The organism is Lactococcus sp. KTH0-1S (assembly GCF_052544945.1).
This window is the reverse complement of record NZ_CP195165.1, coordinates 2290355-2313120: the sequence shown is the minus strand read 5'-3', so window position 1 is coordinate 2313120 and position 22766 is coordinate 2290355. Positions and strand designations below refer to the sequence as shown.

The window sequence follows — 22766 nt, the reverse complement described above, 5'->3', positions numbered from 1 at the left end:
ATGGCTGAAAAAATTTCACCAGGAATGCAACAATATTTAGACATCAAACAAGATTATCCCGATGCTTTTTTGCTCTTTCGGATGGGTGATTTTTATGAGCTTTTCTATGATGATGCAGTGAATGCTGCCCAAATATTAGAATTAACCCTGACTTCAAGAAATAAAAATTCAGAAAATCCAATTCCAATGGCTGGTGTTCCTCACCATGCAGCAGCTGAATACATTGATAAATTGGTTGATTTAGGCTACAAAGTGGCTGTTGCTGAACAAATGGAAGACCCGAAAAAAGCGGTCGGAATTGTTAAACGAGCAGTAACACAGGTGATTACCCCGGGGACAACGATTGACACTGCAAATTCGGTTGATAATAATTTCTTGGTGGCAATTGATTTCAAAGATAAACATTATGCTCTTTCCTATATGGACTTATCAACTGGGGAATTCAAGGTGACAGAGCTCAGCGAATTTTCAGCGGTGGTAGGAGAAATTGCTTCACTCAAGGCGCGGGAAATTGTAGCTGGTTTTACTTTAGATGAAAGTCAGTTAAAAGTTTTTGAAAGACAAATGAATCTTTTGATTTCAGAACAAATTGAAATTCCTGAAAATTTACTGATAGATTTGTCAGGATTGACCGCCTTAGAAAATCAAGTCGCTTCAAAATTGTTGGCTTACGTAAAAGAAACACAAATGCGTGATTTGAGTCACTTACAAGAAGTTGAACATTATGAAATTAAAGACTTTTTGCAAATGGACTTTGCGACAAAATCATCTTTAGAGCTGACGGCAAATAAAAGAGAAAATAAAAAACATGGCACACTTTATTGGTTGCTTGATGAGACGAAAACAGCGATGGGAACCAGAATGTTACGGTCGTGGATTGACCGTCCTTTGGTTTCAAATTCAGCCATTCAAAAACGAATGGAAATTGTTCAAATTTTCTTAGACCATTTCTTTGAGCGTTCCGATTTGATAGAAGCCTTAAAAGGGGTCTATGATTTAGAACGTTTGGCTTCACGTGTTTCTTTTGGTAAGGCTGTTCCGGTTGATTTTTTGCAACTGGCTAATTCTTTATCCAATGTTCCTGCTATCAAAAATATTTTGGGAATGCTTAATGAAGCTCCATTAGAAGAGTTAAAAAGCCAATTAGACGAAATTCCTGAATTATCTGGTTTAATTAATTCAGCCATTAGTGAGAATGCCTCAAGAACGATTACTGAAGGGGGCATTATTAAAAAAGGCTACAATGCTCAATTAGATAAATATCGAGAGGCGCTTGAAAATGGAACTTCTTGGATTGCAAAATTGGAAGCAGATGAAAAAGCCAAGACAGGAATTTCCACACTGCGAATTGATTATAATCGTAAGGATGGTTATTATTTTCATATTACTCAAAGTCAATTGAATAGTGTTCCTGAACATTTTTATCGGAAGGCAACTTTGAAAAATTCTGAGCGTTTTGGTTCTCAGGAATTAACTGAAATTGAAGAAATTATGTTGGAAGCGCGTGAAAAATCATCATCTCTAGAATACGATTTATTCATGGGCCTTCGGACTGAAACGGAGCAATATATTGGCAGACTACAAGCTCTAGCCAAAACAATTGCTGAAATTGACTGTTTACAAAGTCTATCTGTCGTTGCCGAAAAACAAGGATATATCCGTCCGACGCTTACAGACGGTTCAAGAATTGTTGAAATTAAAGGCGGTCGTCATGCGGTCGTTGAAGCGGTCATGGGTGCTCAAGAATATGTGCCAAATGATATTGAACTGCCTGAACAAACAGATATTCAACTCATCACAGGACCGAATATGTCAGGTAAATCAACCTACATGCGTCAATTTGCTTTGACGGTGATTATGGCTCAAATTGGATCTTTTGTTCCAGCCGAAACAGCCAATTTACCAATTTTTGATGCCATCTTTACACGGATTGGTGCCAGTGATAACTTGATTTCAGGGGAATCGACCTTTATGGTTGAAATGTCTGAGGCCAATCATGCCATTCAAAAGGCAAGCAGTCGCAGCTTGATTATTTTTGATGAATTAGGGCGAGGAACGGCAACTTATGATGGGATGGCTCTAGCTCAAGCAATTATTGAATATGTTCATGACCATATTGGGGCAAAAACCTTGTTTGCTACGCATTATCATGAATTGACAGACTTAGATGAAGCGCTCGATCATCTTGATAATGTCCATGTTGCTACTTTGGAACAAAATGGGAATGTGACTTTTTTGCATAAAATAACAGAGGGGCCAGCTGATAAATCCTATGGGATTCATGTGGCGAAAATTGCAGGTTTACCACAGCCTTTGTTAGAGCGAGCAGATTTGATTTTGCAGAAGTTAGAAAATAAACCTTTGCCTGCTAAAAAAGTTGCTGATGAACAAGAACAACTTAGTTTATTTGATTTTGCCGAAAATTCTTCAGAAATTATTGAAAAGATAAAAAGGCAAAATGTTGATAATATGACTGCAAGAGAGGCATTGAATTTCTTGTGGGAACTTAAAGATTCACTTTGAACTTGGTAGCGAGGCTTATTTTGTAAATAAGCTAAGAAAAAAGACTATAATTACTTAAAAAGAGATTCATTGAAAGATGAATTGAGTAGAAGCTAACATAAAAAGGAGCTAAACATGGAAAATGAAAAAGAACTTAAAGGGCAAGAAATTCCTGAGACTCAAGTGGAGCCAACTGAAGAATTAAATTCTGAGAATCTTGCTTCTCAAGAAGAAACAACTAAGAGTGGTATTAGTGAATGGGATGCCTCAGAGCCTGTACTTGATGAGCCAGTAGTTGCCAAGGCGGAAGTTTCAGAAGGTTTTGTAAGTGAACCAGTGATTGCAGAACCAGTAATTGCTGCTAGTGAACCACTTGATTCAAAAGTCGAAGAGAAAACGAGCGAACAATCAGCTTACGCAGATATTCCTCAGAATCCCTCATTAGAAAGTCAAGAAGGAATTAGAACTAAATGGAACTGGGGAGCTTTCTCTTTTCCAATGTGGTTTGGGATTGCCAACCGTGCTTATTTGGGACTCTTGATTTTGATTGGATTAATCCCATGGATAGGTTGGATTTTTGGGATTGTATGGATGATTGTTTTTGGTTTTAATGGCGAAAAATGGGCACTTGAAAATCGAGATAATAAATATCGTGATGAGGAAGAGTTCCGTAAGGTCATGGACGGTTGGAATCGAGCAGGTTTCGTTGCATTCATCATTGGAATTGTATTATTTGTGATTGCAATTTTGATTCTTATTTTCGTATTAGTCTTTGCTTTTAACAGCTATAATGATTTTGATAATGGTTACCACAATTTTGGAAACTACTAATTAATGTAAAAATGATAGACAATTTTCATCTTGTCTATCATTTTTTGTCAGTAAAAAATGAAAAGCGAGCCCTTGCTTTTTGTGTTATAATTAGAATTAATTTTAAAAAATAAGAGAGCGAGATTATTATGGGAAAAATTATTGAACTAAATGAAGCGCTCGCCAATCAAATTGCTGCTGGAGAGGTGGTTGAACGGCCTGCTAGTGTTGTCAAAGAATTAGTCGAAAACTCAATTGATGCTGGAAGCAGTAAAATTATTATCAATGTTGAAGAAGCTGGTTTGCGATTAATTGAAGTCATTGATAATGGTTTGGGTTTGGAAAAAGAAGATGTGGCTTTGGCTTTACGTCGTCATGCAACAAGTAAAATCAAGGATTCGGCAGATTTGTTTCGGATTAGAACACTCGGTTTTCGGGGGGAGGCTCTGCCATCAATCGCTTCTGTCAGCCAGATGACCATTGAAACAAGTACGGCTGAGGAAGAATCAGGAACAAAACTAGTTGCTAAAGGTGGAAATATCGAAACTTTAGAACCACTTGCTAAGCGCGTGGGGACGAAAATTTCTGTTGCTAATCTTTTTTATAATACACCAGCAAGACTCAAGTATATCAAGTCCTTGCAGGCTGAACTTTCTCATATCACAGACATCATCAACCGATTGAGTCTGGCTCATCCAGAGATTTCCTTTACTTTAGTTAATGAGGGTAAAGAATTTTTGAAAACGGCTGGAAATGGTGATTTACGTCAGGTTATTGCTGCAATTTATGGTATAGGGACAGCGAAAAAAATGCGTCAAATCAAGGGCTCAGACTTAGATTTTGAACTAACAGGTTATGTCAGCTTACCAGAGCTGACAAGGGCTAATCGTAATTATATTACGATTTTAATAAATGGTCGATTTATCAAAAACTTTTTATTGAATCGGGCAATTTTAGAAGGATATGGTAATCGATTGATGGTGGGACGGTTCCCTTTTGCTATTTTATCGATTAAAATTGACCCAACACTTGCTGATGTTAATGTTCATCCGACAAAACAAGAGGTGCGTTTGTCTAAAGAGCGTGAATTGATGGCTTTAATTTCTAAAGCAATTGATGAGGCTTTATCAGAAGGTGTTTTGATTCCAGAAGCATTGGAAAATTTGCAAGGAAGAGCTAAAGAAAAGGAAATTCTTTCTGTTCAAACGGAACTTCCTTTGCAAAATAATCCTTTATATTATGATAATATTCGCCAAGATTTTTATGTCAGAGAAGAGGCAACTTTTAAAATCAATAAAAATCAAGCTTCAAATGATTCGACTGAACAAACTTTTGATAATTTTACAGAAAATCAGCTCAATACTGATGCTGTCAGTGAAAAAATGACTGACAGAACTGTTGAAAGTACAATTGAAATTACTGACAACAGTCTAGAAAATACTGTCAGCAACTTTGAAATTGATTTTGATAATGAAGTAAAGATAAGTCAGTCATCAACTTTTCCGCAGCTTGAATACTTGGCACAATTGCATGCGACTTATTTACTTTGTCAGTCCAAAGAAGGACTTTATTTGGTTGACCAACATGCGGCTCAAGAGCGAATCAAATATGAGTATTGGAAAGATAAAATTGGTGAGGTCAGTATGGAGCAACAAATTTTACTTGCACCATATTTGTTCACTTTAGCCAAAAATGATTTTATTGTTTTAGCCGAGAAGAAAGATTTGTTACATGAAGCCGGTGTTTTCTTAGAAGAATACGGAGAAAATCAATTCATTTTAAGAGAACATCCAATCTGGTTAAAAGAAACCGAGATAGAGAAATCAATTAATGAAATGATTGATATTATTCTCTCATCAAAAGAATTTTCACTCAAAAAATATCGTCATGATTTAGCTGCAATGGTTGCTTGTAAAAGTTCAATTAAAGCTAATCATCCCCTTGATGCCGAGTCAGCTAGAGCTTTACTCGCAGAATTAGCAACTTGTAAAAATCCTTATAGTTGTGCGCATGGACGGCCAACGATTGTTCATTTTTCAGGGGATGACATTCAAAAAATGTTCCGGAGAATCCAAGAAACGCATCGTTCAAAAGCAGCTTCGTGGAAAGATTTTGAGTAAAAAGTGACTAAACAGATTAATGATGAAGTTGGTCAGTAAAAAATAGATAAAAACTACTGACAGACTTGAATAAGGGAGTTTGTCAATCAAAAAAATTAGAAAAGTAAAAAAATGTTTGAATATCTTAATGGAAAATTAGTAAAAATTTCCCCAACAAATATTGTAATTGATGTAGCAGGAATTGGCTATCTTATCAGTGTAGCTAACCCTTACGCTTGGTCGGCTTTGATGAACACAGAAGTAAAAATTTATGTTCATCAAGTCATTCGTGAAGATACCCACAGTCTCTATGGTTTTGTTAACGAGGCCGAAAAAGCTTTATTCTTACGTCTGATCAGCGTTTCTGGGATTGGGCCAAAATCAGCTCTGGCCATCATTGCGGCGGCTGATAACGAAGGTTTAATCACTGCTATTGACAATAGTGATATCAAGTATTTAACTAAATTCCCAGGAGTTGGTAAAAAAACAGCCATGCAGATGGTGCTTGATTTGGCTGGGAAATTTGATGCGACAGGAACTGTAGGTATTTCTCTTCTTGATGCTGGACCTGCTGGCAATCTTGCTTTGGAAGAAGCAATTGAAGCGCTGCAAGCTTTGGGTTATAAAGCAACAGAATTGAAGAAAATTGAGAAAAAATTAGCTCAAGAAACAGGTCTGACCAGCGAAGAATATATCAAATCAGCCTTAAAACTTATGATGAAATAAAAAAGTTTGAAGAAAGAACTGACAGACATCAAAAACAATCATGCAAGTCTTTCTGTCAGTAAAATTTACTGACAGCTTCTCATAAGTCATCAAAAATCATCTCTAAAAGGAGAATTATAAGATAAGATGAACGATATATTAAACAAAGAGCCAATGGAAGAAGATTACGGTATTGAAAAATCTCTACGTCCGCAATTTTTTAATCAATATATTGGTCAAGATAAAGTCAAAGAACAATTAGAAATCTTTATTAAAGCAGCAAAAATGCGTGAAGAAGTTTTGGATCACGTATTACTTTTTGGTCCTCCGGGACTTGGTAAGACAACAATGGCATTTGTCATTGCCAATGAGTTGGGAGTTAATATTAAACAAACAGCGGGCCCTGCCATTGAAAAGCCAGGAGATTTAGTTGCGATTTTGAATGAATTGGAACCTGGCGATGTGCTATTTATTGATGAAATTCATCGGATGCCAATGCAAGTTGAAGAAGTTCTTTATAGCGCTATGGAAGATTTCTACATTGATATTATGCTTGGTTCTGGTGATGGTTCACGCTCGGTTCATTTAGATTTGCCGCCATTTACTCTAGTTGGGGCAACAACGAGAGCTGGAATGCTTTCTAATCCATTGCGTGCCCGTTTTGGGATTTCAAGTCATATGGAGTATTATCAAGAGCGTGATTTGGAAGAAATTGTTAAAAGAACAGCTGATATTTTTGAAGTCGAAGTTATTGATAATGCCGCTTTAGAGATTGCTTTACGTAGTCGAGGGACTCCGCGGATTGCCAATCGTTTACTTAAACGAGTGCGTGATTTTGCTCAAATAATGGGGGATGGCCGAGTGGATAAAGCAATTACCGATAAGGCCTTGTCTATTCTTGATGTTGATGCCGCTGGTTTGGACTATATTGACCAAAAAATTCTCCGCACAATGATTGAAATGTACCACGGTGGTCCTGTTGGGATTGGAACTTTGGCGGTAAATATTGCCGAAGACCGTGAAACGGTCGAGGATATGTATGAACCTTATTTGATTCAAAAAGGATTTTTGATGAGAACCAAACAGGGACGTAAGGTGACTCAAAGAGCCTATGAACACCTAGGTTACGTTTATAATGAGGAAGATTGACAGTTAGTATCTGTCAGTAAAAAAGTTTGTCAAAGCTTGACGGGCTTTTTTATATTACATAAATTCCTGCCATTGTAACAATAATGAAAAAAGTATATAATATGACCATAAAGTTACGACTGGAGAGACAAGACAAATGGTTAATCAATACTATGGTTTAAAACTTCAAGAACTCTGTGAAGCTAAAGAAATCACGAAAAAAGAAATTATCAAAAAAACAGGAATTCCTAAAAGTAGTCTCTCTCGTTTTTTTAGTGGAGAAGGTTATTTAAATCTTGATCAAATTGATGCTTTGCTTGAATTTCTTCACTTGGAACTTTCTGAATATGATTATTATCTCAATAATTTTAAACATAGTTTTTACGAAGAAATATTTAGTAAAATCGACCAAGCGGCAACGAATAATAATATTGAAGAACTAAAAGACATTACCTGGCAATGTGAGCAAATTGGCGAACATTTGATTGCTCTTTGTGCCAAAGCACGCTTAGAAAAGTTGACAGAAAGCGAAGTGGTGGAGTTAAGTTCTTTTATTTTAGGAATTGAAATATTTAGTTTTTATGAACTTCTCATTTTATCAGATACCATTGAGCAATTTTCGTCAGAAATGATAAAAGCAATTATTCAAGATTTGAGCCATCATCATCAAAGGTTAGCCAATCGTACACGTTATCGCAAAATTATTTGTCAAATCGCCTGTCGCGGAGCAGTGACTTGTATCCAAGAAGGGAAAGAAAAGGAAGCGCAAGAATGTCTGGCTCTGGTCAAAGCATATTGTCATGAAAAAGACGCATATTCTAGATTGATTTATCGCTTTACTAAAGGTTATTATTGTATTTTTTATGGTCAAGGCGAAGAACGACTTCTGGGAATTGAAAGCATGAAAAAGGTCATCGAAATTTTTGATTGGGAAGGAAGTATAAATTTAGCAAAAACCTACCAAAAACTCTATGATAAATATGTGAAAAACTATAATTTTCCTCAATGGTTAAGTGATATTCTAGGAAAAGATTCAATTTGAATCTTTTTTTTGTGCTTTCGAAATCGGTGCTACAATAAAGTTAAGGAGACAAAAATAAAAACAAACGAGGAAAAACCAATGGACAAATTCGCAAGCTACTGAGCGCAGCCAAGAAGATGATATAAAAATGTCAGTAAAGTTTTAAAGTTGCTAGTGACATCATAAAAATAGAAAAGTTGATTATTATGTCTAAGAAAAACGTAAATCTTGATGCAATGTTTATGGAACAGTATAAAGAACTGACTGATGAAGAATTAATGGAAATAAATGGTGCAGGTGGTTGGTCATCTGCTTTAGAAGGACTGCTAGGAGGAATTGGAGTAAATTATGGTCAAACTGCACAACAAGTAGTCAATCAATTAAACGGTGTGACAGTATTTCAAGCTTATAACCATAATCCATATGGTAGTGGGGGGACACTAAACGATTAACAAAAAATACGTTAAAATCGAAGTTCTCTAATTTAACAGGAGGTATAATCATGAAAGCAATTTACAACGGTCAGCCTGTGGATGTCTGGGAAATAAGTAGGATGAATGTACAACCAGATTGGGTAAAGGATGCCTTTAAAGAAAATTATCTTTGTTGGTATGATGATAGATTAAAAATTCTACTGAATGGTATCAAGCCCTCTGCTAAAAGTACTTTAAAGCTAGGAATTATGGGCTCTATTGCTGGAAGTTTAGCTGGTGGATTGGCAGGGAACAATGTTTATGTAATGGGAAATATTGGAGATTATTTAGATATCACTAATCGTAAAGTTGTATCTAAAGAAAAATTTTTAAAAAAATATTATTTTTGAATTTTTAATGTTCTTTGAGTGCTTTTATATCCAAATAAATTAATAGATACAAAGACTAAAACAGTGCTATATCATTAAAGCACAAAATCAAAAACAGAAAGGTGGTCTATCATGACTGATGAAAAAATGAATGCTCTAGTATTTGTAGAGCTTACGGATGAAGAATTACAAGATATCAACGGCGGAGTTATGGAAAGTATGAACGATGTGTTGAAATGGCTCAATGGACATTCTGGGTCTGTAACGATTAATAATGATAGTGTCTATGAAATTGATTTTGGTTAAAATTGGACAAATATCAAATATTTGGACACTAAATTGGCTGCTTTTTAAAATAGATTTCTTCTTTTTGATTAGGTGTTAGTTCCTGATTGGCAGAATGTGGGTTGTAATTATTGTAAAAATGCTCAATATATTCAAAACAAGACAATTGAACCTCATGAACAGTATTAAATTTTTTGCGATTAATTTCTCTTAATTTTAGGTACTTAAAAAATACCTCCGTGACAGAATTGTCATAGGGATATCTAGGCTTAGAATAAGAGGCGAGAATATTATTTTTATCGAGTACTTTTCTAAAGGCTTTCGCTTTGAATTGAGAGCCTTGGTCAGAATACTATAACTCGGATGAACTTTATGAAAATAGTTAGGACCACTTTAAATAATTGAAATATTTCCAATAGTATTTCTTTAGGCGTAGTAATGCATGCTTGGATATTCGTTTCTGATCGCAAAAGTTTGAATAATTCCAGAAAGTACATTCCAAAACGTCTAATAATAAACTTTTGATGATTTTTATTGATAGTCTTAACTTATCGTTATCGACTGCGATATTTTAATCATTGATGAACTTTTCAGCGGACTTGATGTTTCAAAAAATCCCTAGGTTATGAAGAAGTGAAAAAAATCGCTCAAGAAAAAATTGTTTTATTAACCTCACACAATCTCAAGGAAATTGAACATTTCTGTGACCAAACTTATCTATTGTCCGAAAAAGGACTGAGTTTGGTGACAAATTTTGATGAAGCGGAAAAAGAAATTGGTTATATGGATGTATTTTTTTAGTGAAAGGGAATTGATGTGAAAGAATACTACATTATTTGGTTTATATATTTTCTAATAATTGTTTTCAAAAGTAAAAATAAGGAAGAAAAAATAAACTCGACAGTGTTTCGCTTGTTATTGATATCACTTGCGGTATTTGCTTTGCTTCCGGTTTTCGTCTCACTGTTAATAATCAACAAAGATTTTTGAAAGAACAAAAAAATGTTGATGAAATATGACTGACGAATTCCTGCCACTATTAGTATTTGTTTCCGATTAAGAGATAAATCGAATGAAAGATAAGGAGAACTTATGTCAGTAATTACACCTGCCCCTCAGCCTAAAAGTGATATTTTTCGGGAGGTTGAACAACTCCAAAATTCTTTTAAAAATAATGAAAGTAAAGTTTTGGTAGATAACAATAAAATTTATAAAAAATTGAAGGAAAAAAAAGAAAAAAATTAAGCAGAAAGATTAGTTCGTCTGTCAGTAAAAAAGTTTGTCAAATTTTGGCAGACTTTTTCATTTTAGAATTCTGTCAGTAATATCTTGTGAAATAGGGTATAATAGAATAAATGCTCAAAATTAGTTAATTTATAAATGATATAAAGTAAGGAAGTCATGGAAAAGATTGTTTTTGTCTGTTTAGGAAATATTTGTCGTAGCCCAATGGCAGAATTTGTCATGAAAGATTTAGTTGAAAAGGCAGGGAATGAATCAAAGTTTTTGATTGAAAGTCGAGCAACTTCTTCTTGGGAGCATGGAAATCCAATTCATTCTGGAACTCAAACAAAACTAAAAGAACAAAAGATTGCTTTTGACCTTCACAAGGGAAGTCAAAAAATCAGTAGTGAAGATTTTTATGAATTTGATAAAATTATCGCAATGGATGAATCCAATTTAGAAAATCTTAGAAAAATGGCACCAGAAGGAACGCGTCAAAAAATCGCGATGCTTTTAGAACAAGGTGTTCCAGATCCATGGTTCACGGGCGATTTCCAAGAAACTTATCAACTTGTTAAGACGGGTTGTCAAAGATTATTGGATGAAATTGTATAAAATATTTCAAATAAAATAAACCGATGTGAGAAAATCTCACATTAAAACTTGACTTTGCTAATAACAAGGTCTATAATGAAAGGCATGGAGGCGAGATTTGGTGAAAGAACGTGAATTAAGACGCTCTATGGCAGTACTTCCAATAGGAACTGTCATGAAACTCACTGACCTAAGCGCAAGGCAGATTCGTTATTACGAAGAGCAAGAGCTTATTTTCCCGGAGCGAAGTGATGGTAATCGTCGCATGTATTCGCTCAATGACATAGATGCTCTATTTGATATTGCTGACTTATTGCAAGAAGGTAATAATATTGCAGATATCAAAGAAATTTATGCCAAAAGGGATGCTAAGAAGGCTCAAACTTTATCTATCGGAGAAGTCCACCATGCACTTGAACGCGAATTTGCCCAACAAGGTAGATTCGGAACTCCTGATCCCACTCATTTTACCCAACCGCGGATGTAAGTTTAGTTTACTTTATTTGTCAACTAAGTTTACAGCGAAAATTTAACTAGGAGAGTAAAGCATGACAATCACAGCAGCAGACATTCGTCGCGACGTCAAAGAAAAGGATATTAAATTCTTACGTTTGATGTTTACAGACATTCTTGGAACACTTAAAAATGTTGAAGTTCCAGCTACAGATGAACAATTGGACAAATTGTTTGAAAACAAAATGATGTTTGACGGTTCATCAATCGAAGGATTCGTTCGTATCAATGAATCAGACATGTATCTTTATCCAGACCTTGACACTTGGATTGTTTTTCCTTGGGGAGATGAGTATGGTAAAGTGGCAGGTGTAATTTGTGATGTTTACACTCCAGAAGGTGAACCTTTCGCGGGGGACCCACGTGGTGTCTTGAAACGTAATCTTAAATCAATGGAAAAATTAGGCTTCAAGAGCTTTAACCTTGGACCTGAACCAGAGTTCTTCCTTTTCAAACTTAATGAAAATGATGAACCAACACTTGAAGTGAATGATAAAGGTGGTTATTTTGACCTTGCACCAACTGACCTTGCTGGAAACACAAGACGTGAAATCGTAAATGTATTGACAGACCTTGGTTTTGAAGTTGAAGCTTCTCACCACGAAGTAGCAATCGGTCAACATGAAATTGACTTTAAATATGCCAACGCTTTGAAAGCTTGTGATAATATTCAAATCTTTAAACTTGTTGTTAAAACAATTGCGCGTAAACATGGTTTACATGCTACGTTTATGGCAAAACCAGTTCACGGAATCAACGGTTCTGGGATGCATTGTAACATGTCTTTATTTACAGAAGATGGTGCCAATGCCTTTGCTGATCCAACAGGAGATATGGGGCTTTCAGATGTTGCACATAGCTTTATTGCTGGACTTTTGAAACATGCATATAACTTTACAGCAATTACAAACCCAACTGTTAACTCATATAAACGTTTGGTTCCTGGTTATGAAGCACCCGTTTATGTCGCTTGGGCTGGACGTAACAGATCACCTTTGATTCGCGTACCTGCTTCACGTGGTTTGTCAACTCGTGTTGAACTTCGTGCGGTTGACCCAACAGCAAATCCATATCTTGCATTGGCTGTTCTATTGGCAGCTGGTCTTGACGGTGTTGAACATAAATTGGAAGCGCCAGAAGCAATCGAATCAAATATTTACGTAATGACAGAAGAAGAACGTAAAGCACATGGTATTACAGATTTGCCATCTACTTTGCACAATGCCGTTAAAGCATTGCGTGAAGATACAATTGTGACTGAAGCGCTTGGAGAACACGTTTTGGTTAACTTTGTTGAAGCGAAACGCATTGAATGGGCAAGCTATGCACAATTCGTATCGCAATGGGAAATTGATAACTATTTAGAACTTTATTAATTGATATAAAAAATCACTGACAAAGCCTGTCAGTGATTTTTTTGGACCATTTAAATATTTTAGTTGTTTTCAGTAATTGTCAAAACGTTGAAGGCAGTTTTTCCGTCTTCGGCAATCAAGAATCCTTTGTGTTCAGCAACATAGTCAATAGCTGCTTGGAAATCAGCGAATTCTTTGACGATTGAGCAAGTGTTTGTAGCACCGACATAATTGTTTTCTGAGTCCTCGTAATAATTGATTCCTTTAAATTTAAATTTCATAATAAAAAGTCCTTTCTTTGTTATAGTTTTAGTATACCACGACAACCCATTAGAACCAAATAGAGGGTATTATACGCATTTTATGCAATTATGCAATAAAAAATGACCCATTAGACCACAATATACATGTTTTTAAACGTAGTAAAAAGCGTAAAAAAACACGAACGTAGTAAAAAGCGTTAAAAAAATGAACAAATTTTTGTCAGGCAAGGGGCTGTATATCAACGATATATGGCTTTTTATTTTGCTGACTTTTTTAAACGAACGTAAAAAAATATTTTGAGATTCCCGTGGTTGAGCGATTCTTAATTTTTGAAATATGTTTAAGTCGTTTTTTTATATATGAAAGGATGAAATAACGCTATAGTAAAACCGCCAAGAGTTGTCTCAGCGGTTTTTTTATTTAAAAAGTACACTCCTATTATATCATTTTTCTTTCGTCTATTCTCCATATTCTTTACGAAGCCATGCTCTATATTTAGTTTCTTCTAGAATGATAAGACCACCCCCATCATCATGATAAGCTCCCGTCTCTTCAATTTCCTTTTGACGATATTCTTCACGATACTGATTCATCTCAGCGTTATATTTTTGCACTTCTCGCATTGCGATGAGTCTCGGGTCAAAATCTTTGTGAACAGCACGAAGAATGCCTTTTAGTCTTTCAGATACATGCCGCTCTCCATGAGCTTCTTTATAAGATTGTAAGGGTAAAAGTTCTAAATCATATTCTTTCAATTTATTTTCTAAGTTGCTACTAAGCTCACGTTCTGAACTTCTGTATTCACTGATTTCTTTCACTGCAGCATTCATGAGAGGAATAATTTTAGAATCGAGGTCATTTAAAAGCTCATCGATCTTTTTATTATTTGAGCTTTCCCATGTCTTACTATCTTCATCATGAGCTTTTTTCAACTGAGGCAATACCTCTAAATCAAGAACGGCTTGTTTTTTATCGCGTTCTAGCTCCTCGAGTGAACTATCAATTTCCTCGATTTCATATCTTGCTTCACGTTTTTTGGCTGCACTTGAAAAAGGAACCTTGCTATCAATTTTCTTCTGAAGCGTTTCTCGTCTTTTGACCAGCTTCGTCTTTTCATCGTTAAATTTCTTTTCTGTCTCTATAATTAATTGATAAATTTTTTGTGTGTTTTCTAACATTTTAGTTCTCCTCATTTTTAAATAATTGTTCTCAGTTTGTTAACATTTAGCTGTTTTTTAACAGTTATTTTAACATTATTGACCATTTTAGGGCGGTTTTTCCCTTATATTTTTTAGAATTACAAAATCTCCTCAATCGCTTTTTAGGGTTTTAGGGTGTTCTCAGCATTCTCAGCACCGTTCTCAGTTTCGGCTGTTTTAAAAGGCTTTTTCCCTATATTTTTCTAGTTCTCTTAAACCCTCTCTAAGCCTTGAGTTAATTCAGATAATGGCTGTTTTCAGCGTTTTCGGCAATGTTTTCAATGAAACAAGAGCAAATGGCTTAACAGTGCGTTTCGTTTAATATTTTGTTTTCAGTTCTCACCCCCCCCTATCAAAAAATAGCTTTATTTTTGGTTAAAAGACCCCAACCGGTCTGTGGCAAATTCGGAAATAGACCCAATTATTTTAGACCCGGGGGTATATTTGACAGAAAAGATAAGATTTATTCTGTTTCTTCGTTTTCTAGTTCGGAATCTTTAAACATTAAGAGTAAGTGTCCATCGTCGTACTGTTCAATGAATGCTTGTACGGCTCGTATGAGTAGCTGACCGACCACTCGCTCCGTTAGCCCTCTACTCTTAGCAATAGAAACAATCCCCTCACGTTTAAAGTAGTAGCACTCAAAGATACTTCGTTGTGCTTTATCTTCAATCCTATTAAGAGCTGACATAATCAGATTGGATTGATAAGGCTGTGGCTTATGTCTCATGATGATAGCTAAGATGTCCCTGAGCTTTAACCATTGCTCATGACTTAATCCCAAGTAGTTCGCCTTTGGTTTCTTGATATACATTGCTTCCTCCGTGATATAATAGATATATCGAAAGGAGTACTATGACAACCCTAGATTTCTAAGTATCTTATCTAAATCTTTTGCAATGTCTTTCTGGATATATTCCTCACGTTCAACTGTATTGCAATGCTTAGCTTCTAGATGTAATTGAGCAGCATGATTTAATGTCTGTTTGATACTCACCCAATCAGACTTTGACAAGCGGTTATGCCTGACTGGAATCCCTCCTCCAAACAAGACATTGAATCCCTGACGCTTTGTGTGATTAGATTGATTAATTGTCTTATCTATTTTATCTAGCTTCTTTTGATTCTCTAATCTCAATCGCTGAATGTTAGAATGTGGTTTAAAATTTAACATCTTATTCTCCCTATGGCTGTTTTATTGACAGCCTTTTTTATTTAATCTTCTAATTCAAATCCGATGAGTTCCGCGATATTGCCTAAGGCTTGTACATTCATATCGACTAAATCAGATAATCTAATAATCGTTCCGTCTGTATATCTTGGAATATGGTTAGGGTCTGCAGTAATCATTGAATCGTTAAGTGAGTATAAGTCTTGTACCTGTGCTTTGAGTGCCAATTCATGCGGTTTATTCTCGCTCTCTGCTGATAGGCTCATTTCATTCAATCCTAACGCCTTAATCAAACGCTCGACATTATCAGTCAGTAAGTTTGAAAATACTTGCACGTCATTGCCTGAGATTTCATGAGGTGCAAAGGTCAGTTGTTGCATTTCCTCAATGATTGATTTTACTGTTTCCTGTGGTTCATACTCTTGCGGTGCTGTCAGTTCGTCCACAGATAAGCCCAAAACTTCAGTAAGGTTGATGAGGTTCTCATGCAATCCTTTCGCTAAGTCTTTTTGAGTAGCTGGTGTTTCGTTCGCTCCCTCAATATGAATAAGGTTAGAAGTAGGTTCTGAAAGTTCACTGGTTAGTGTAAAAAGGTTAGATAAGATTGTTTTTGTATTTTGGTTCATTTGATTTTCTCCGATTTTTCTATGTAGTAATTTGTAGTATTTTTTATGCCAACATTTGTCAACAATTCAATTTGTCGGACAGCGTGCTTTTCTCGTGTTTTTATTTCCTCTGATAAATTTCTAACGAGTAGGTGTTTTTGCGGTAACAGAGTAACAGACACCTATAAACGGCTTAACCATAGGGCTAAAGCTGTTACTTCTAACAGTAACGTGTTACCGAACTACAGTTACATTATTTAGTTACTACCTCAAATCCGCCTAATATAGCACCGGCAACTAAAGCTGACGTGATTTCTTTGTCTGTCAACCCTTGCTTTTCTGCTTCATCAAGAACTTTTCCAAGTTCTTCAATTTCTTTATCATTCATAATATTTTCCTTTTTCTATATAATTCCTAGCGAAGTAGGAAAAGTACGGTAACACGGTAACAACTCTCCGTAAACGGCTTAACCGTGCGGTTAAAGTTGTTACCGCTATCGGTAACATGATACCGAAGTACAGTATCATTTTCGCTTTTTCTTACGTAGATACCCTTTTGTCATGCTTTTATGCTTGTCTTCATCCCAATGAAAGAGCCGTCTAAAAAGTTCGTATTGTTCTGCTCGGTGTAAATCGATGGCTCGATTAAAACCTGCGGTATGTGGTCTTTTACTTGTCTTCTCCCATTCCTTTTTAATGTGGTCAGGTAATTTAAGCTCAAACTCTCGCTTAGTAAATGGCTTTACACCCTCATCTTCACACCATGCGCGATATAAGGCGCTTATAAAGGCGGTCGGTAGAAAATCACTGACGAACTCCTCAAACATATCATTTACAAAAGCCAATACATTGTCATTGCTGATTTTGAAGTCATCTAATAGTCCTTGTGTGGCTTTTGGTTCGTCAAACTTCTCAAAGTTAAGCGATAAAGCGATTTTAAGGACATACTCTAAAACGTCTTTGCGTTTAATATAATCATCTTTGATTTTCCAGTTGTCATTATCTGATGTGAAAGACTTGTTAAAGGAAACAATAAGCAAACGCCTATAAGTTCCATTTGACTTATTTCTAAACTTTGGTAAAAAGTTAGTGGACTGAATGACTAATTTATTAAAGACGGCTAGTGTCGGTTGTTTTCCTTTGGCTTCAATCGGTACTGGGTCGCCAGTAACTACAGAAAAGTAATTTCCTGCATTATCTAAGTAGCTGACTTGGCTGTCATCTCCGATAATACATGTCTTCCCAACGACTTGGGAAAGAGAAAAGCGTTCAGAAAACTGTTCAGCTTTGACACTTGCGACGTTCTCACGTCCGATAAGATTCATGATAAGGCTCTGAAAAGTCCCTTTGCCGTCATTTCCTTTACCGACAAGCCAAACGCCTTTGCGATAGGAGTAGTTGCCGTTGGTGCTTGCGGAAATAATCTGCCATAAAAGGCTAACGAGTTCTTTATCTCCACTCATTAAATCATTGAGCCAGTCATCTACGTTCCAACCGTTAATATTAGGTGCTTTGGCATTGGCGTTGTACTTGGTCGCAATCGTTGAAGTAAAGACATACTTAGGACTAAACGGCTCTAATTGCTGTGTTTTCTTATTGAAAATACCGTTCGCAACTGGGATAAGATGAGGCTCTGCCGTCTGCTGTTTTACTTCTGATAGAGTTTCAAGTTTAAAGAGAACCTCTTTAGAACGTGCTTGACTATAAGACGGCTCTAGCCAATAAATGAGCCGATGAAAGAAATTCTCATTCGTTTCGTATATTCCTAGTTCAGGATTATAAACGCCTAACAGTCCGCTTTGGTGGTCTAGTTTGATGACTTTGAGCGTTTTATAAATGATTCTTGCTGTCTCTAAAGGAGTTAATGATTTCGGTGGCTTGCCGTCCTCTTTAGGTGTGCTTAAAAATAAGTTACGGTGTTCAAAGAATAGTTTTCTAACCGCTCTAAGCGTTTGAGTGTTTGCTTTGACATAATCAGGGCTATTGATGATTTCTTTTTCTTGTTCTAGCCAGTCTGTCAAACTGTCTTGATAACCTGAAATATTAACGACTTTTTTGCCGTCTTCGCCATAATCTGTGAAGTCCTCTATTTTAGGTTTGGGACTTCTTACATTTTCCTGTGGTGTTTCTGCCACAAGTTTTTCTAGTTGGTCTGTCATGAGTTCCTTTCTATCTCATCTTGAATACACTTTTCCAAATGGTCGCCAGCTCGTCATCAGGTAAGGGCGGACTGGTTCGGTTGTTAAAAGTTCGCAATAAGTCCATGCAACTATTGTTATCAATGCCAATCTTTCGCCAGTAGTGGAGAATACGGTTCGTGTCATTGTTTCGATTCCCTTTTCTTGCGCCTTGGTTGAATAATTCCCACATTTCAGCGCCATAAGTTCGACTGCCTAGCGTTGTGTTCTGTCTTTTTTGTGGTCGCTGTATCATTTCAAGTAACCAGTCAGGACAATCGCAAAGACTATCGAAAGTTAAAGGCTCGTCAGTTTCTGTATCATTCAAAGGCATATAATCGCCGTCTGTCCGTTTGCTCGGATATATGGGTGTGAAGTGTGTTTTTATCTCTACGCCGTCCGCTAGTTCACTGACAAGAGATTTATTGAATATCTCTTTCGGAACTTTAAAGAAAACATGCAAGCCGTTGCCTGTGGGTGTCTTTTCAACATAGGTACTTAATATTTCGCCCTCGCTGTTTTCATTCCACAATCGACTGAATACAGCTCTGCCATTCTGTCCGTTTTGGTGCTGGTCTAAGTCAATACAAATCAAACCGCTATTTCTAAGATTAATCATAATGTTGCGGTTCGGTATTTCATCAAACCATTCACTCACTGTAATTTCATCAAGTGTTCCGCTTGAAGTCCCGCGGATAACAGCCCTCTCACTTTTGCCTGGAGGAAAACCAGCGATAACAGAAAAACCGCGATTAATACAGTTTAGGGCTTGTTCTTTTGGTGTCAATCGTCAACCTCCAATCGATACTCGCATTCATCACAAATTTGGCGTTCTTGATAGGGAATGACTTCATTTTCTTTAAGAGGTTTACCGCATAAATAACAATTCACTATGTCAGCCCTCCTAATCAATCATCTTATCAAGCCATTCCAAATCTGCACGCCTGTAGCCTGAAACAGCATCATGAATCGAAAAGCCCATTTCTTCTTTTTTAGTGATTCCTGCCGTGCGTTCAGCTTCATCAGTTGGGATAAAATAGCCTAATCCGTCAATCGTACCAATGGCACAACGTTTCTTTTGTAAGCTAGAAATACGACTTTGTAGGGTTCTCAAATCAATATTCAAGGATTGAGCCAATACTTCGCCTCTGATTGCTCTATCAATCCCCTTATGGTCTGCCAGCATTTTAATAATATTTTGGTCAAGCTTTTGTAGTTCTCTTAATTTCATGATTTCCCCTCCGCTTCGTCATAAGTCCCCCACATAGAAATAATAGTCTTGATAAAGTCCTCTATTTCTGTAATTTGTCTTGCGTCAGCTACTAATACATTAAGTAAGATACTGACTGCTTCAAGATTTGAAATGTCATCAAATTGCGGTGTAACTGCCAGTAAGTCGTCGCCTTTATACAAGGCTTCAATTGTAATAGTTTTTATTTCAGTATCCGATTGAGCTTTCAGCATTTGATATGCTGCGCCACTCTCCATAAATTCAGAAAGTTCTTTTTGCTCGTCGTCACTTAAATTTTTTAATGTCATTTTTTATTTTCCTTTATTTGTAATTTCGTCACAGCCAGTTGTTTGCCTAAAACTGGGCTTACTTGCGTGCATAAGTTGCTTTTTACTCCGCTGGGTAAGATTATGCCTGTACTTGCTTCGAACTGCTGTATTAAGTCATATTTAATCGCTCGTGCATTGTGAATCATCTTAAATGGGTGTTTGCCTATCGGTCTAAAACTATTCCGTCCGTACCGTTTTATAGCCGTGTAGCCTTGGTGGTGTTCTATCATCTCGCTACCTCATCAAATAAGCTGATTTCTCCGCCCTCTTTTTCGCCCTCAAAGCGGACACCGTGCTTATATTTACGAACTTTAAAGCTATAATCAACTGTTCCTGTGTTTGCGTTCAATGGGTCTATCTTTTCAATCTGCTTGTCTATAAGTTCTGCATGATAGGTTTTTAAACTTCGCATGCCTAAGCTATCAATACCAGCCACATAGGGGCAAGCTCTAATAATATTTGTCATTTTCTCAATCCTCTTTGCCTTGCCTGACAAGTTGCTAAGTATCTATGATGATGAATTTGCATATATCATCGATTAAATAGTAAATAAGTGAAGTTTTGTATCGTGGTTTGTAGCGATTCAATCCGTGCTTTTCCCAATTATCAAGTGTGCCGTCTGATATATCCATTTCTTTTATAACTTCTTGCCTAGAAATATAAGGTAACTTGCGGTCTCGCTTTAGTTCTAATAATTTATTTGCATACTGGTTAAAGTCAGTAATCACAGAATCAACTAAGCCATGCGCCACAAGGTTTGTTAGAGTGTCGTCATTCATGGAGTTCCTCCTTACTTATCCCAAGAAGTCCAGTTTTTCTTTTCTTCTGCCATTCCTGCTTCGTACATTCTACGAGTGACTAAAGCATTAAATTCACGGCATTGTCTTGCAACGCTTCCTCCTGATATATCTTTTATAGCCTGATTTTTCACAGTGTTATAAAGTTGCCAATAATTTCCAAATTCTTCGGTTTCTTTTTCAAGCCATTTTGTAGGTTTGTGAGCTTTTTTACCACGATTAAATCCTACGCTGTAAGCTGTCATTAGCGCTTGGTAGATGTCGTATTTTTCTAATTTCAAACCGTCACGTTCTTCAAGCCAGTTAAGAGAGAAAAATAAATTCTCAAACAATGGATTAAATTCTGTATAATCGCATTGCTTTGCGACTGCTTGTTCGATTTCTGTGCGTACGTTCAACTGCTCGTCTATTGTTGCCATTTTATTACCCCTTAACCATTTCTACTTGAATATCGTTTTCTAAAGTTGTGAAAGTCACTACTGATTGACCGTCAAACAACCGGTATACGTACTCATTAAGTTGGATAAAGTGGCGTGCTTTGGCTTTTAATAAGTCCATGAGTTCAAAGGCGATTGAATCATCAAGGATATAAGTTTCTTTGTTTGTTGTATTATTCATTTTGTTTTTATTCTCCAATTTGTTATAATTAGAGTAAGAAAAGCTCTACAAGGCTTGCCTTACTTATAGTTTAAAGTCGTTTATCTGGGGAGATGTTCGGCTTTTTTTTACGCTTATTTAAATTCATCTAAGCTCACTCCTAATGCCTCCGCAATCTTAACGACTGTGAGCCATTTAGGATTTTTTGTATTGCGTTTTTTAATTTGGTGTAACTGCTGGGGGCTTATGCCTGTCATTTTGGCAAGTCGGTACTCGGTTATGCCTTGTTTGTCTAATTCTTTTTTGATTTTATCCCACATTTTTATAGCCTTTCTTGTATTGGTAGTAAACTGGGTGTATAATGGTTTTATCTTTAAGGAAAAACGGAGTAATAATTCATGCGAGAAAAAATAGATGTTTTTTATAAAATGAATGGTAGAAGTTTAGAAAAAGAAATAAACTTTCCAACTTCTTGTCCTCATTGTTCAATGACAATGAAACCAAATTTTTATTATGCCTATTCAAACGATAAGTATGATAGTGGTAGTCAAAAAATTGGTGTTCTATTTTCATGCTCAAATGAAGATTGCGGAAAATTTTTTGCATGTCAATTCGAACCGTGTGATGTAAGAAATTACTCTGATTTAAGACAAATTGAACTTCCTTATTCTGCCTTGCTCGGGTATCATTTGCCAGAAAACCTACAAAATATTTCTCCTAAGTTCTTCGAGATATATGAAGAGGCATTTGAAATAGAAAAGCTCCAAAAATTAAATACCGCTGGTATGGCTTATAGAAAGGCTCTTGAATTTTTAGTAAAAGATTTTGCGATTCTAAGAAATTCATCACCAGAAGATATTGAGTTTATTGAGAACAATATGTTAGGTAATGTTATAAGCACATATTTTAATGAATTTCCTAAAATTCAAAAACTCTCAAAAGCTTCTGCTTGGATTGGAAATGATGAAACACACTATACTCGTAAACATGAAGACTACGATATTAATGATTTAAAGAATTTCATAAATGCTGTAGCACTGTTCATATCTGCCGATGAGATGGTAGACCAAGCTCAAGAACTTTTAGAAAGTTAATTTTTAGTAAGACTGATAATTTTTTTATCTTGAAATGCAATGACTGCCGCTTGTTTTTCAAGTGCAATCGCTTGAGTTTGTACTAAAGCTTTATACAATTCTAATTCTTCTTTCATTATAAATGCCCTTCCTAGCCCAATCGGGCTTTTTAATTTACTAAAAATTGTTTAATCTCATGAAACGCCATGCCTAGCTCTAACAGTAAGATAATGCTGTCAGTATAGCGCCTGAGCGTTTCTTTTTGTTCTGCGGTAATTTGTCGCCT

Annotated in this window: 31 protein-coding genes and 1 pseudogene; 15 read left to right on the top strand and 17 right to left on the bottom strand. The window is 36.1% G+C overall.

From position 1 onward, the window contains the following. The 9 genes from mutS (at window position 1) to ACRYLU_RS11395 (ending at window position 9373) form a co-directional block, all read left to right on the top strand. Window positions 1-2523, top strand: coding sequence for a DNA mismatch repair protein MutS (mutS, locus tag ACRYLU_RS11435; RefSeq protein ID WP_015427219.1), 2523 nt, complete (start codon window positions 1-3; stop codon window positions 2521-2523). A 114-nt stretch (window positions 2524-2637) separates the two neighbouring features. Beyond that, window positions 2638-3333, top strand: coding sequence for a hypothetical protein (locus ACRYLU_RS11430; protein WP_038602492.1), 696 nt, complete (start codon window positions 2638-2640; stop codon window positions 3331-3333). A 128-nt stretch (window positions 3334-3461) separates the two neighbouring features. Continuing rightward, on the top strand, window positions 3462-5432 hold the full coding sequence (mutL, locus tag ACRYLU_RS11425; RefSeq protein WP_445081015.1) for a DNA mismatch repair endonuclease MutL: 1971 nt from the start codon (window positions 3462-3464) through the stop codon (window positions 5430-5432). A gap of 111 nt (window positions 5433-5543) precedes the next feature. Next, window positions 5544-6137, top strand: a complete 594-nt coding sequence (gene ruvA / locus ACRYLU_RS11420; RefSeq protein ID WP_445081014.1) for a Holliday junction branch migration protein RuvA — start codon at window positions 5544-5546, stop codon at window positions 6135-6137. Between the two features lie 126 nt (window positions 6138-6263). After that, entirely contained in the window at window positions 6264-7265 is a 1002-nt protein-coding gene (ruvB, locus tag ACRYLU_RS11415; protein WP_003131994.1) for a Holliday junction branch migration DNA helicase RuvB, read from the top strand. Window positions 7266-7401: 136 nt separating this feature from the next. Beyond that, a complete protein-coding gene (locus tag ACRYLU_RS11410) occupies window positions 7402-8286 on the top strand; it encodes an XRE/MutR family transcriptional regulator (protein WP_445081013.1) in 885 nt (294 codons plus the stop codon). Window positions 8287-8471: 185 nt separating this feature from the next. Beyond that, on the top strand, window positions 8472-8717 hold the full coding sequence (locus tag ACRYLU_RS11405; protein ID WP_445081012.1) for a ComC/BlpC family leader-containing pheromone/bacteriocin: 246 nt from the start codon (window positions 8472-8474) through the stop codon (window positions 8715-8717). Window positions 8718-8767: 50 nt separating this feature from the next. Further along, window positions 8768-9088: a hypothetical protein gene (locus tag ACRYLU_RS11400; protein ID WP_445081011.1), complete on the top strand. Its 321-nt coding sequence runs from the start codon at window positions 8768-8770 to the stop codon at window positions 9086-9088. A 111-nt stretch (window positions 9089-9199) separates the two neighbouring features. Further along, on the top strand, window positions 9200-9373 hold the full coding sequence (locus ACRYLU_RS11395) for a class IIb bacteriocin, lactobin A/cerein 7B family (protein WP_445081010.1): 174 nt from the start codon (window positions 9200-9202) through the stop codon (window positions 9371-9373). Window positions 9374-9401: 28 nt separating this feature from the next. On the opposite strand, the pseudogene ACRYLU_RS11390 reads toward ACRYLU_RS11395, so the two are convergent. Continuing rightward, window positions 9402-9704, bottom strand: a pseudogene (locus tag ACRYLU_RS11390) (integrase core domain-containing protein); the annotation flags it as partial. 281 nt (window positions 9705-9985) lie between these two features. On the opposite strand from ACRYLU_RS11390, the gene ACRYLU_RS11385 reads away from it, so the two are divergent. The 5 genes from ACRYLU_RS11385 to glnA all read left to right on the top strand — a co-directional run bounded on the left by ACRYLU_RS11385 (window position 9986) and on the right by glnA (window position 13059). After that, window positions 9986-10153, top strand: a complete 168-nt coding sequence (locus ACRYLU_RS11385; RefSeq protein ID WP_229049639.1) for a hypothetical protein — start codon at window positions 9986-9988, stop codon at window positions 10151-10153. A 291-nt stretch (window positions 10154-10444) separates the two neighbouring features. Further along, window positions 10445-10597, top strand: coding sequence for a hypothetical protein (locus ACRYLU_RS11380; RefSeq protein WP_394530238.1), 153 nt, complete (start codon window positions 10445-10447; stop codon window positions 10595-10597). 156 nt (window positions 10598-10753) lie between these two features. Next, window positions 10754-11191 carry a low molecular weight protein-tyrosine-phosphatase gene (locus ACRYLU_RS11375; RefSeq protein ID WP_015427213.1) on the top strand — a complete coding sequence of 146 codons (438 nt, stop codon included), beginning with the start codon at window positions 10754-10756 and terminating at the stop codon, window positions 11189-11191. 100 nt (window positions 11192-11291) lie between these two features. Next, window positions 11292-11657 carry a MerR family transcriptional regulator gene (locus ACRYLU_RS11370; RefSeq protein WP_003131985.1) on the top strand — a complete coding sequence of 122 codons (366 nt, stop codon included), beginning with the start codon at window positions 11292-11294 and terminating at the stop codon, window positions 11655-11657. A gap of 61 nt (window positions 11658-11718) precedes the next feature. Next, on the top strand, window positions 11719-13059 hold the full coding sequence (glnA, locus tag ACRYLU_RS11365; protein WP_003131984.1) for a type I glutamate--ammonia ligase: 1341 nt from the start codon (window positions 11719-11721) through the stop codon (window positions 13057-13059). Between the two features lie 59 nt (window positions 13060-13118). Here the strand turns inward: glnA and ACRYLU_RS11360 are convergent, their stop codons facing one another. The 16 genes from ACRYLU_RS11360 to ACRYLU_RS11285 all read right to left on the bottom strand — a co-directional run bounded on the left by ACRYLU_RS11360 (window position 13119) and on the right by ACRYLU_RS11285 (window position 21727). Further along, complete coding sequence (locus tag ACRYLU_RS11360; protein ID WP_003131983.1) at window positions 13119-13319, bottom strand: hypothetical protein; 201 nt, start codon at window positions 13317-13319, stop codon at window positions 13119-13121. A gap of 441 nt (window positions 13320-13760) precedes the next feature. Continuing rightward, window positions 13761-14480 (bottom strand): hypothetical protein, encoded by a 720-nt coding sequence (locus ACRYLU_RS11355; protein ID WP_445081009.1) that lies wholly within the window; start codon window positions 14478-14480, stop codon window positions 13761-13763. A 484-nt stretch (window positions 14481-14964) separates the two neighbouring features. Next, window positions 14965-15231, bottom strand: a complete 267-nt coding sequence (locus ACRYLU_RS11350; RefSeq protein WP_133278216.1) for a hypothetical protein — start codon at window positions 15229-15231, stop codon at window positions 14965-14967. 123 nt (window positions 15232-15354) lie between these two features. After that, the gene (locus ACRYLU_RS11345) at window positions 15355-15675 is read right to left on the bottom strand and encodes a hypothetical protein (RefSeq protein ID WP_143459262.1); all 321 of its coding nucleotides are present in this window, start codon (window positions 15673-15675) and stop codon (window positions 15355-15357) included. A 41-nt stretch (window positions 15676-15716) separates the two neighbouring features. Further along, window positions 15717-16298, bottom strand: coding sequence for a hypothetical protein (locus ACRYLU_RS11340; RefSeq protein ID WP_445081008.1), 582 nt, complete (start codon window positions 16296-16298; stop codon window positions 15717-15719). Between the two features lie 232 nt (window positions 16299-16530). Beyond that, entirely contained in the window at window positions 16531-16665 is a 135-nt protein-coding gene (locus tag ACRYLU_RS11335) for a hypothetical protein (protein WP_445081007.1), read from the bottom strand. A gap of 135 nt (window positions 16666-16800) precedes the next feature. After that, the gene (locus ACRYLU_RS11330) at window positions 16801-18435 is read right to left on the bottom strand and encodes a DNA primase family protein (protein WP_311867071.1); all 1635 of its coding nucleotides are present in this window, start codon (window positions 18433-18435) and stop codon (window positions 16801-16803) included. Window positions 18436-18445: 10 nt separating this feature from the next. Further along, entirely contained in the window at window positions 18446-19240 is a 795-nt protein-coding gene (locus tag ACRYLU_RS11325; protein ID WP_445081006.1) for a bifunctional DNA primase/polymerase, read from the bottom strand. A gap of 117 nt (window positions 19241-19357) precedes the next feature. Next, complete coding sequence (locus tag ACRYLU_RS11320) at window positions 19358-19684, bottom strand: hypothetical protein (protein ID WP_081200176.1); 327 nt, start codon at window positions 19682-19684, stop codon at window positions 19358-19360. Next, the gene (locus tag ACRYLU_RS11315) at window positions 19681-19992 is read right to left on the bottom strand and encodes a hypothetical protein (RefSeq protein WP_311867076.1); all 312 of its coding nucleotides are present in this window, start codon (window positions 19990-19992) and stop codon (window positions 19681-19683) included. Before ACRYLU_RS11315 ends, ACRYLU_RS11320 begins: the two co-directional genes overlap by 4 nt. Continuing rightward, window positions 19989-20243, bottom strand: a complete 255-nt coding sequence (locus ACRYLU_RS11310) for a hypothetical protein (protein ID WP_311867078.1) — start codon at window positions 20241-20243, stop codon at window positions 19989-19991. Before ACRYLU_RS11310 ends, ACRYLU_RS11315 begins: the two co-directional genes overlap by 4 nt. Continuing rightward, a complete protein-coding gene (locus ACRYLU_RS11305) occupies window positions 20240-20479 on the bottom strand; it encodes a hypothetical protein (protein WP_311867080.1) in 240 nt (79 codons plus the stop codon). Before ACRYLU_RS11305 ends, ACRYLU_RS11310 begins: the two co-directional genes overlap by 4 nt. Window positions 20480-20513: 34 nt before the next feature. Further along, window positions 20514-20792 (bottom strand): hypothetical protein, encoded by a 279-nt coding sequence (locus ACRYLU_RS11300; protein ID WP_195928045.1) that lies wholly within the window; start codon window positions 20790-20792, stop codon window positions 20514-20516. A gap of 11 nt (window positions 20793-20803) precedes the next feature. Continuing rightward, window positions 20804-21229, bottom strand: a complete 426-nt coding sequence (locus tag ACRYLU_RS11295; protein WP_445081005.1) for a hypothetical protein — start codon at window positions 21227-21229, stop codon at window positions 20804-20806. Window positions 21230-21233: 4 nt separating this feature from the next. Beyond that, window positions 21234-21428 carry a DUF1655 domain-containing protein gene (locus ACRYLU_RS11290; RefSeq protein WP_046780971.1) on the bottom strand — a complete coding sequence of 65 codons (195 nt, stop codon included), beginning with the start codon at window positions 21426-21428 and terminating at the stop codon, window positions 21234-21236. A 113-nt stretch (window positions 21429-21541) separates the two neighbouring features. Continuing rightward, window positions 21542-21727: a helix-turn-helix domain-containing protein gene (locus ACRYLU_RS11285; RefSeq protein ID WP_063282780.1), complete on the bottom strand. Its 186-nt coding sequence runs from the start codon at window positions 21725-21727 to the stop codon at window positions 21542-21544. 78 nt (window positions 21728-21805) lie between these two features. Between ACRYLU_RS11285 and ACRYLU_RS11280 the strand changes: the two genes are divergently transcribed. Further along, the gene (locus tag ACRYLU_RS11280) at window positions 21806-22501 is read left to right on the top strand and encodes a DUF4145 domain-containing protein (RefSeq protein WP_445081004.1); all 696 of its coding nucleotides are present in this window, start codon (window positions 21806-21808) and stop codon (window positions 22499-22501) included. The last annotated feature ends 265 nt before the right edge of the window (window positions 22502-22766 follow it).

Bases quoted from the DNA above. Each gene is read 5' to 3' on its own strand.
- ACRYLU_RS11310 (WP_311867078.1), bottom strand. From the start codon at position 20,243: ATGATAGAACACCACCAAGGCTACACGGCTATAAAACGGTACGGACGG.
- ACRYLU_RS11410 (WP_445081013.1), top strand. From the start codon at position 7,402: ATGGTTAATCAATACTATGGTTTAAAACTTCAAGAACTCTGTGAAGCT.
- ACRYLU_RS11375 (WP_015427213.1), top strand. From the start codon at position 10,754: ATGGAAAAGATTGTTTTTGTCTGTTTAGGAAATATTTGTCGTAGCCCA.
- ACRYLU_RS11360 (WP_003131983.1), bottom strand. From the start codon at position 13,319: ATGAAATTTAAATTTAAAGGAATCAATTATTACGAGGACTCAGAAAAC.
- ACRYLU_RS11350 (WP_133278216.1), bottom strand. From the start codon at position 15,231: ATGAGACATAAGCCACAGCCTTATCAATCCAATCTGATTATGTCAGCT.
- ACRYLU_RS11330 (WP_311867071.1), bottom strand. From the start codon at position 18,435: ATGACAGACCAACTAGAAAAACTTGTGGCAGAAACACCACAGGAAAAT.
- ACRYLU_RS11430 (WP_038602492.1), top strand. From the start codon at position 2,638: ATGGAAAATGAAAAAGAACTTAAAGGGCAAGAAATTCCTGAGACTCAA.
- ACRYLU_RS11295 (WP_445081005.1), bottom strand. From the start codon at position 21,229: ATGGCAACAATAGACGAGCAGTTGAACGTACGCACAGAAATCGAACAA.
- glnA (WP_003131984.1), top strand. From the start codon at position 11,719: ATGACAATCACAGCAGCAGACATTCGTCGCGACGTCAAAGAAAAGGAT.
- mutL (WP_445081015.1), top strand. From the start codon at position 3,462: ATGGGAAAAATTATTGAACTAAATGAAGCGCTCGCCAATCAAATTGCT.
- ACRYLU_RS11280 (WP_445081004.1), top strand. From the start codon at position 21,806: ATGCGAGAAAAAATAGATGTTTTTTATAAAATGAATGGTAGAAGTTTA.
- ACRYLU_RS11400 (WP_445081011.1), top strand. From the start codon at position 8,768: ATGAAAGCAATTTACAACGGTCAGCCTGTGGATGTCTGGGAAATAAGT.
- ruvB (WP_003131994.1), top strand. From the start codon at position 6,264: ATGAACGATATATTAAACAAAGAGCCAATGGAAGAAGATTACGGTATT.
- ACRYLU_RS11345 (WP_143459262.1), bottom strand. From the start codon at position 15,675: ATGTTAAATTTTAAACCACATTCTAACATTCAGCGATTGAGATTAGAG.
- ACRYLU_RS11355 (WP_445081009.1), bottom strand. From the start codon at position 14,480: ATGTTAGAAAACACACAAAAAATTTATCAATTAATTATAGAGACAGAA.
- ACRYLU_RS11305 (WP_311867080.1), bottom strand. From the start codon at position 20,479: ATGACAAATATTATTAGAGCTTGCCCCTATGTGGCTGGTATTGATAGC.
- ACRYLU_RS11290 (WP_046780971.1), bottom strand. From the start codon at position 21,428: ATGAATAATACAACAAACAAAGAAACTTATATCCTTGATGATTCAATC.
- ACRYLU_RS11395 (WP_445081010.1), top strand. From the start codon at position 9,200: ATGACTGATGAAAAAATGAATGCTCTAGTATTTGTAGAGCTTACGGAT.
- ACRYLU_RS11285 (WP_063282780.1), bottom strand. From the start codon at position 21,727: ATGTGGGATAAAATCAAAAAAGAATTAGACAAACAAGGCATAACCGAG.
- ACRYLU_RS11315 (WP_311867076.1), bottom strand. From the start codon at position 19,992: ATGACATTAAAAAATTTAAGTGACGACGAGCAAAAAGAACTTTCTGAA.
- ACRYLU_RS11320 (WP_081200176.1), bottom strand. From the start codon at position 19,684: ATGAAATTAAGAGAACTACAAAAGCTTGACCAAAATATTATTAAAATG.
- ACRYLU_RS11380 (WP_394530238.1), top strand. From the start codon at position 10,445: ATGTCAGTAATTACACCTGCCCCTCAGCCTAAAAGTGATATTTTTCGG.
- ACRYLU_RS11335 (WP_445081007.1), bottom strand. From the start codon at position 16,665: ATGAATGATAAAGAAATTGAAGAACTTGGAAAAGTTCTTGATGAAGCA.
- mutS (WP_015427219.1), top strand. From the start codon at position 1: ATGGCTGAAAAAATTTCACCAGGAATGCAACAATATTTAGACATCAAA.
- ACRYLU_RS11300 (WP_195928045.1), bottom strand. From the start codon at position 20,792: ATGAATGACGACACTCTAACAAACCTTGTGGCGCATGGCTTAGTTGAT.
- ruvA (WP_445081014.1), top strand. From the start codon at position 5,544: ATGTTTGAATATCTTAATGGAAAATTAGTAAAAATTTCCCCAACAAAT.
- ACRYLU_RS11340 (WP_445081008.1), bottom strand. From the start codon at position 16,298: ATGAACCAAAATACAAAAACAATCTTATCTAACCTTTTTACACTAACC.
- ACRYLU_RS11405 (WP_445081012.1), top strand. From the start codon at position 8,472: ATGTCTAAGAAAAACGTAAATCTTGATGCAATGTTTATGGAACAGTAT.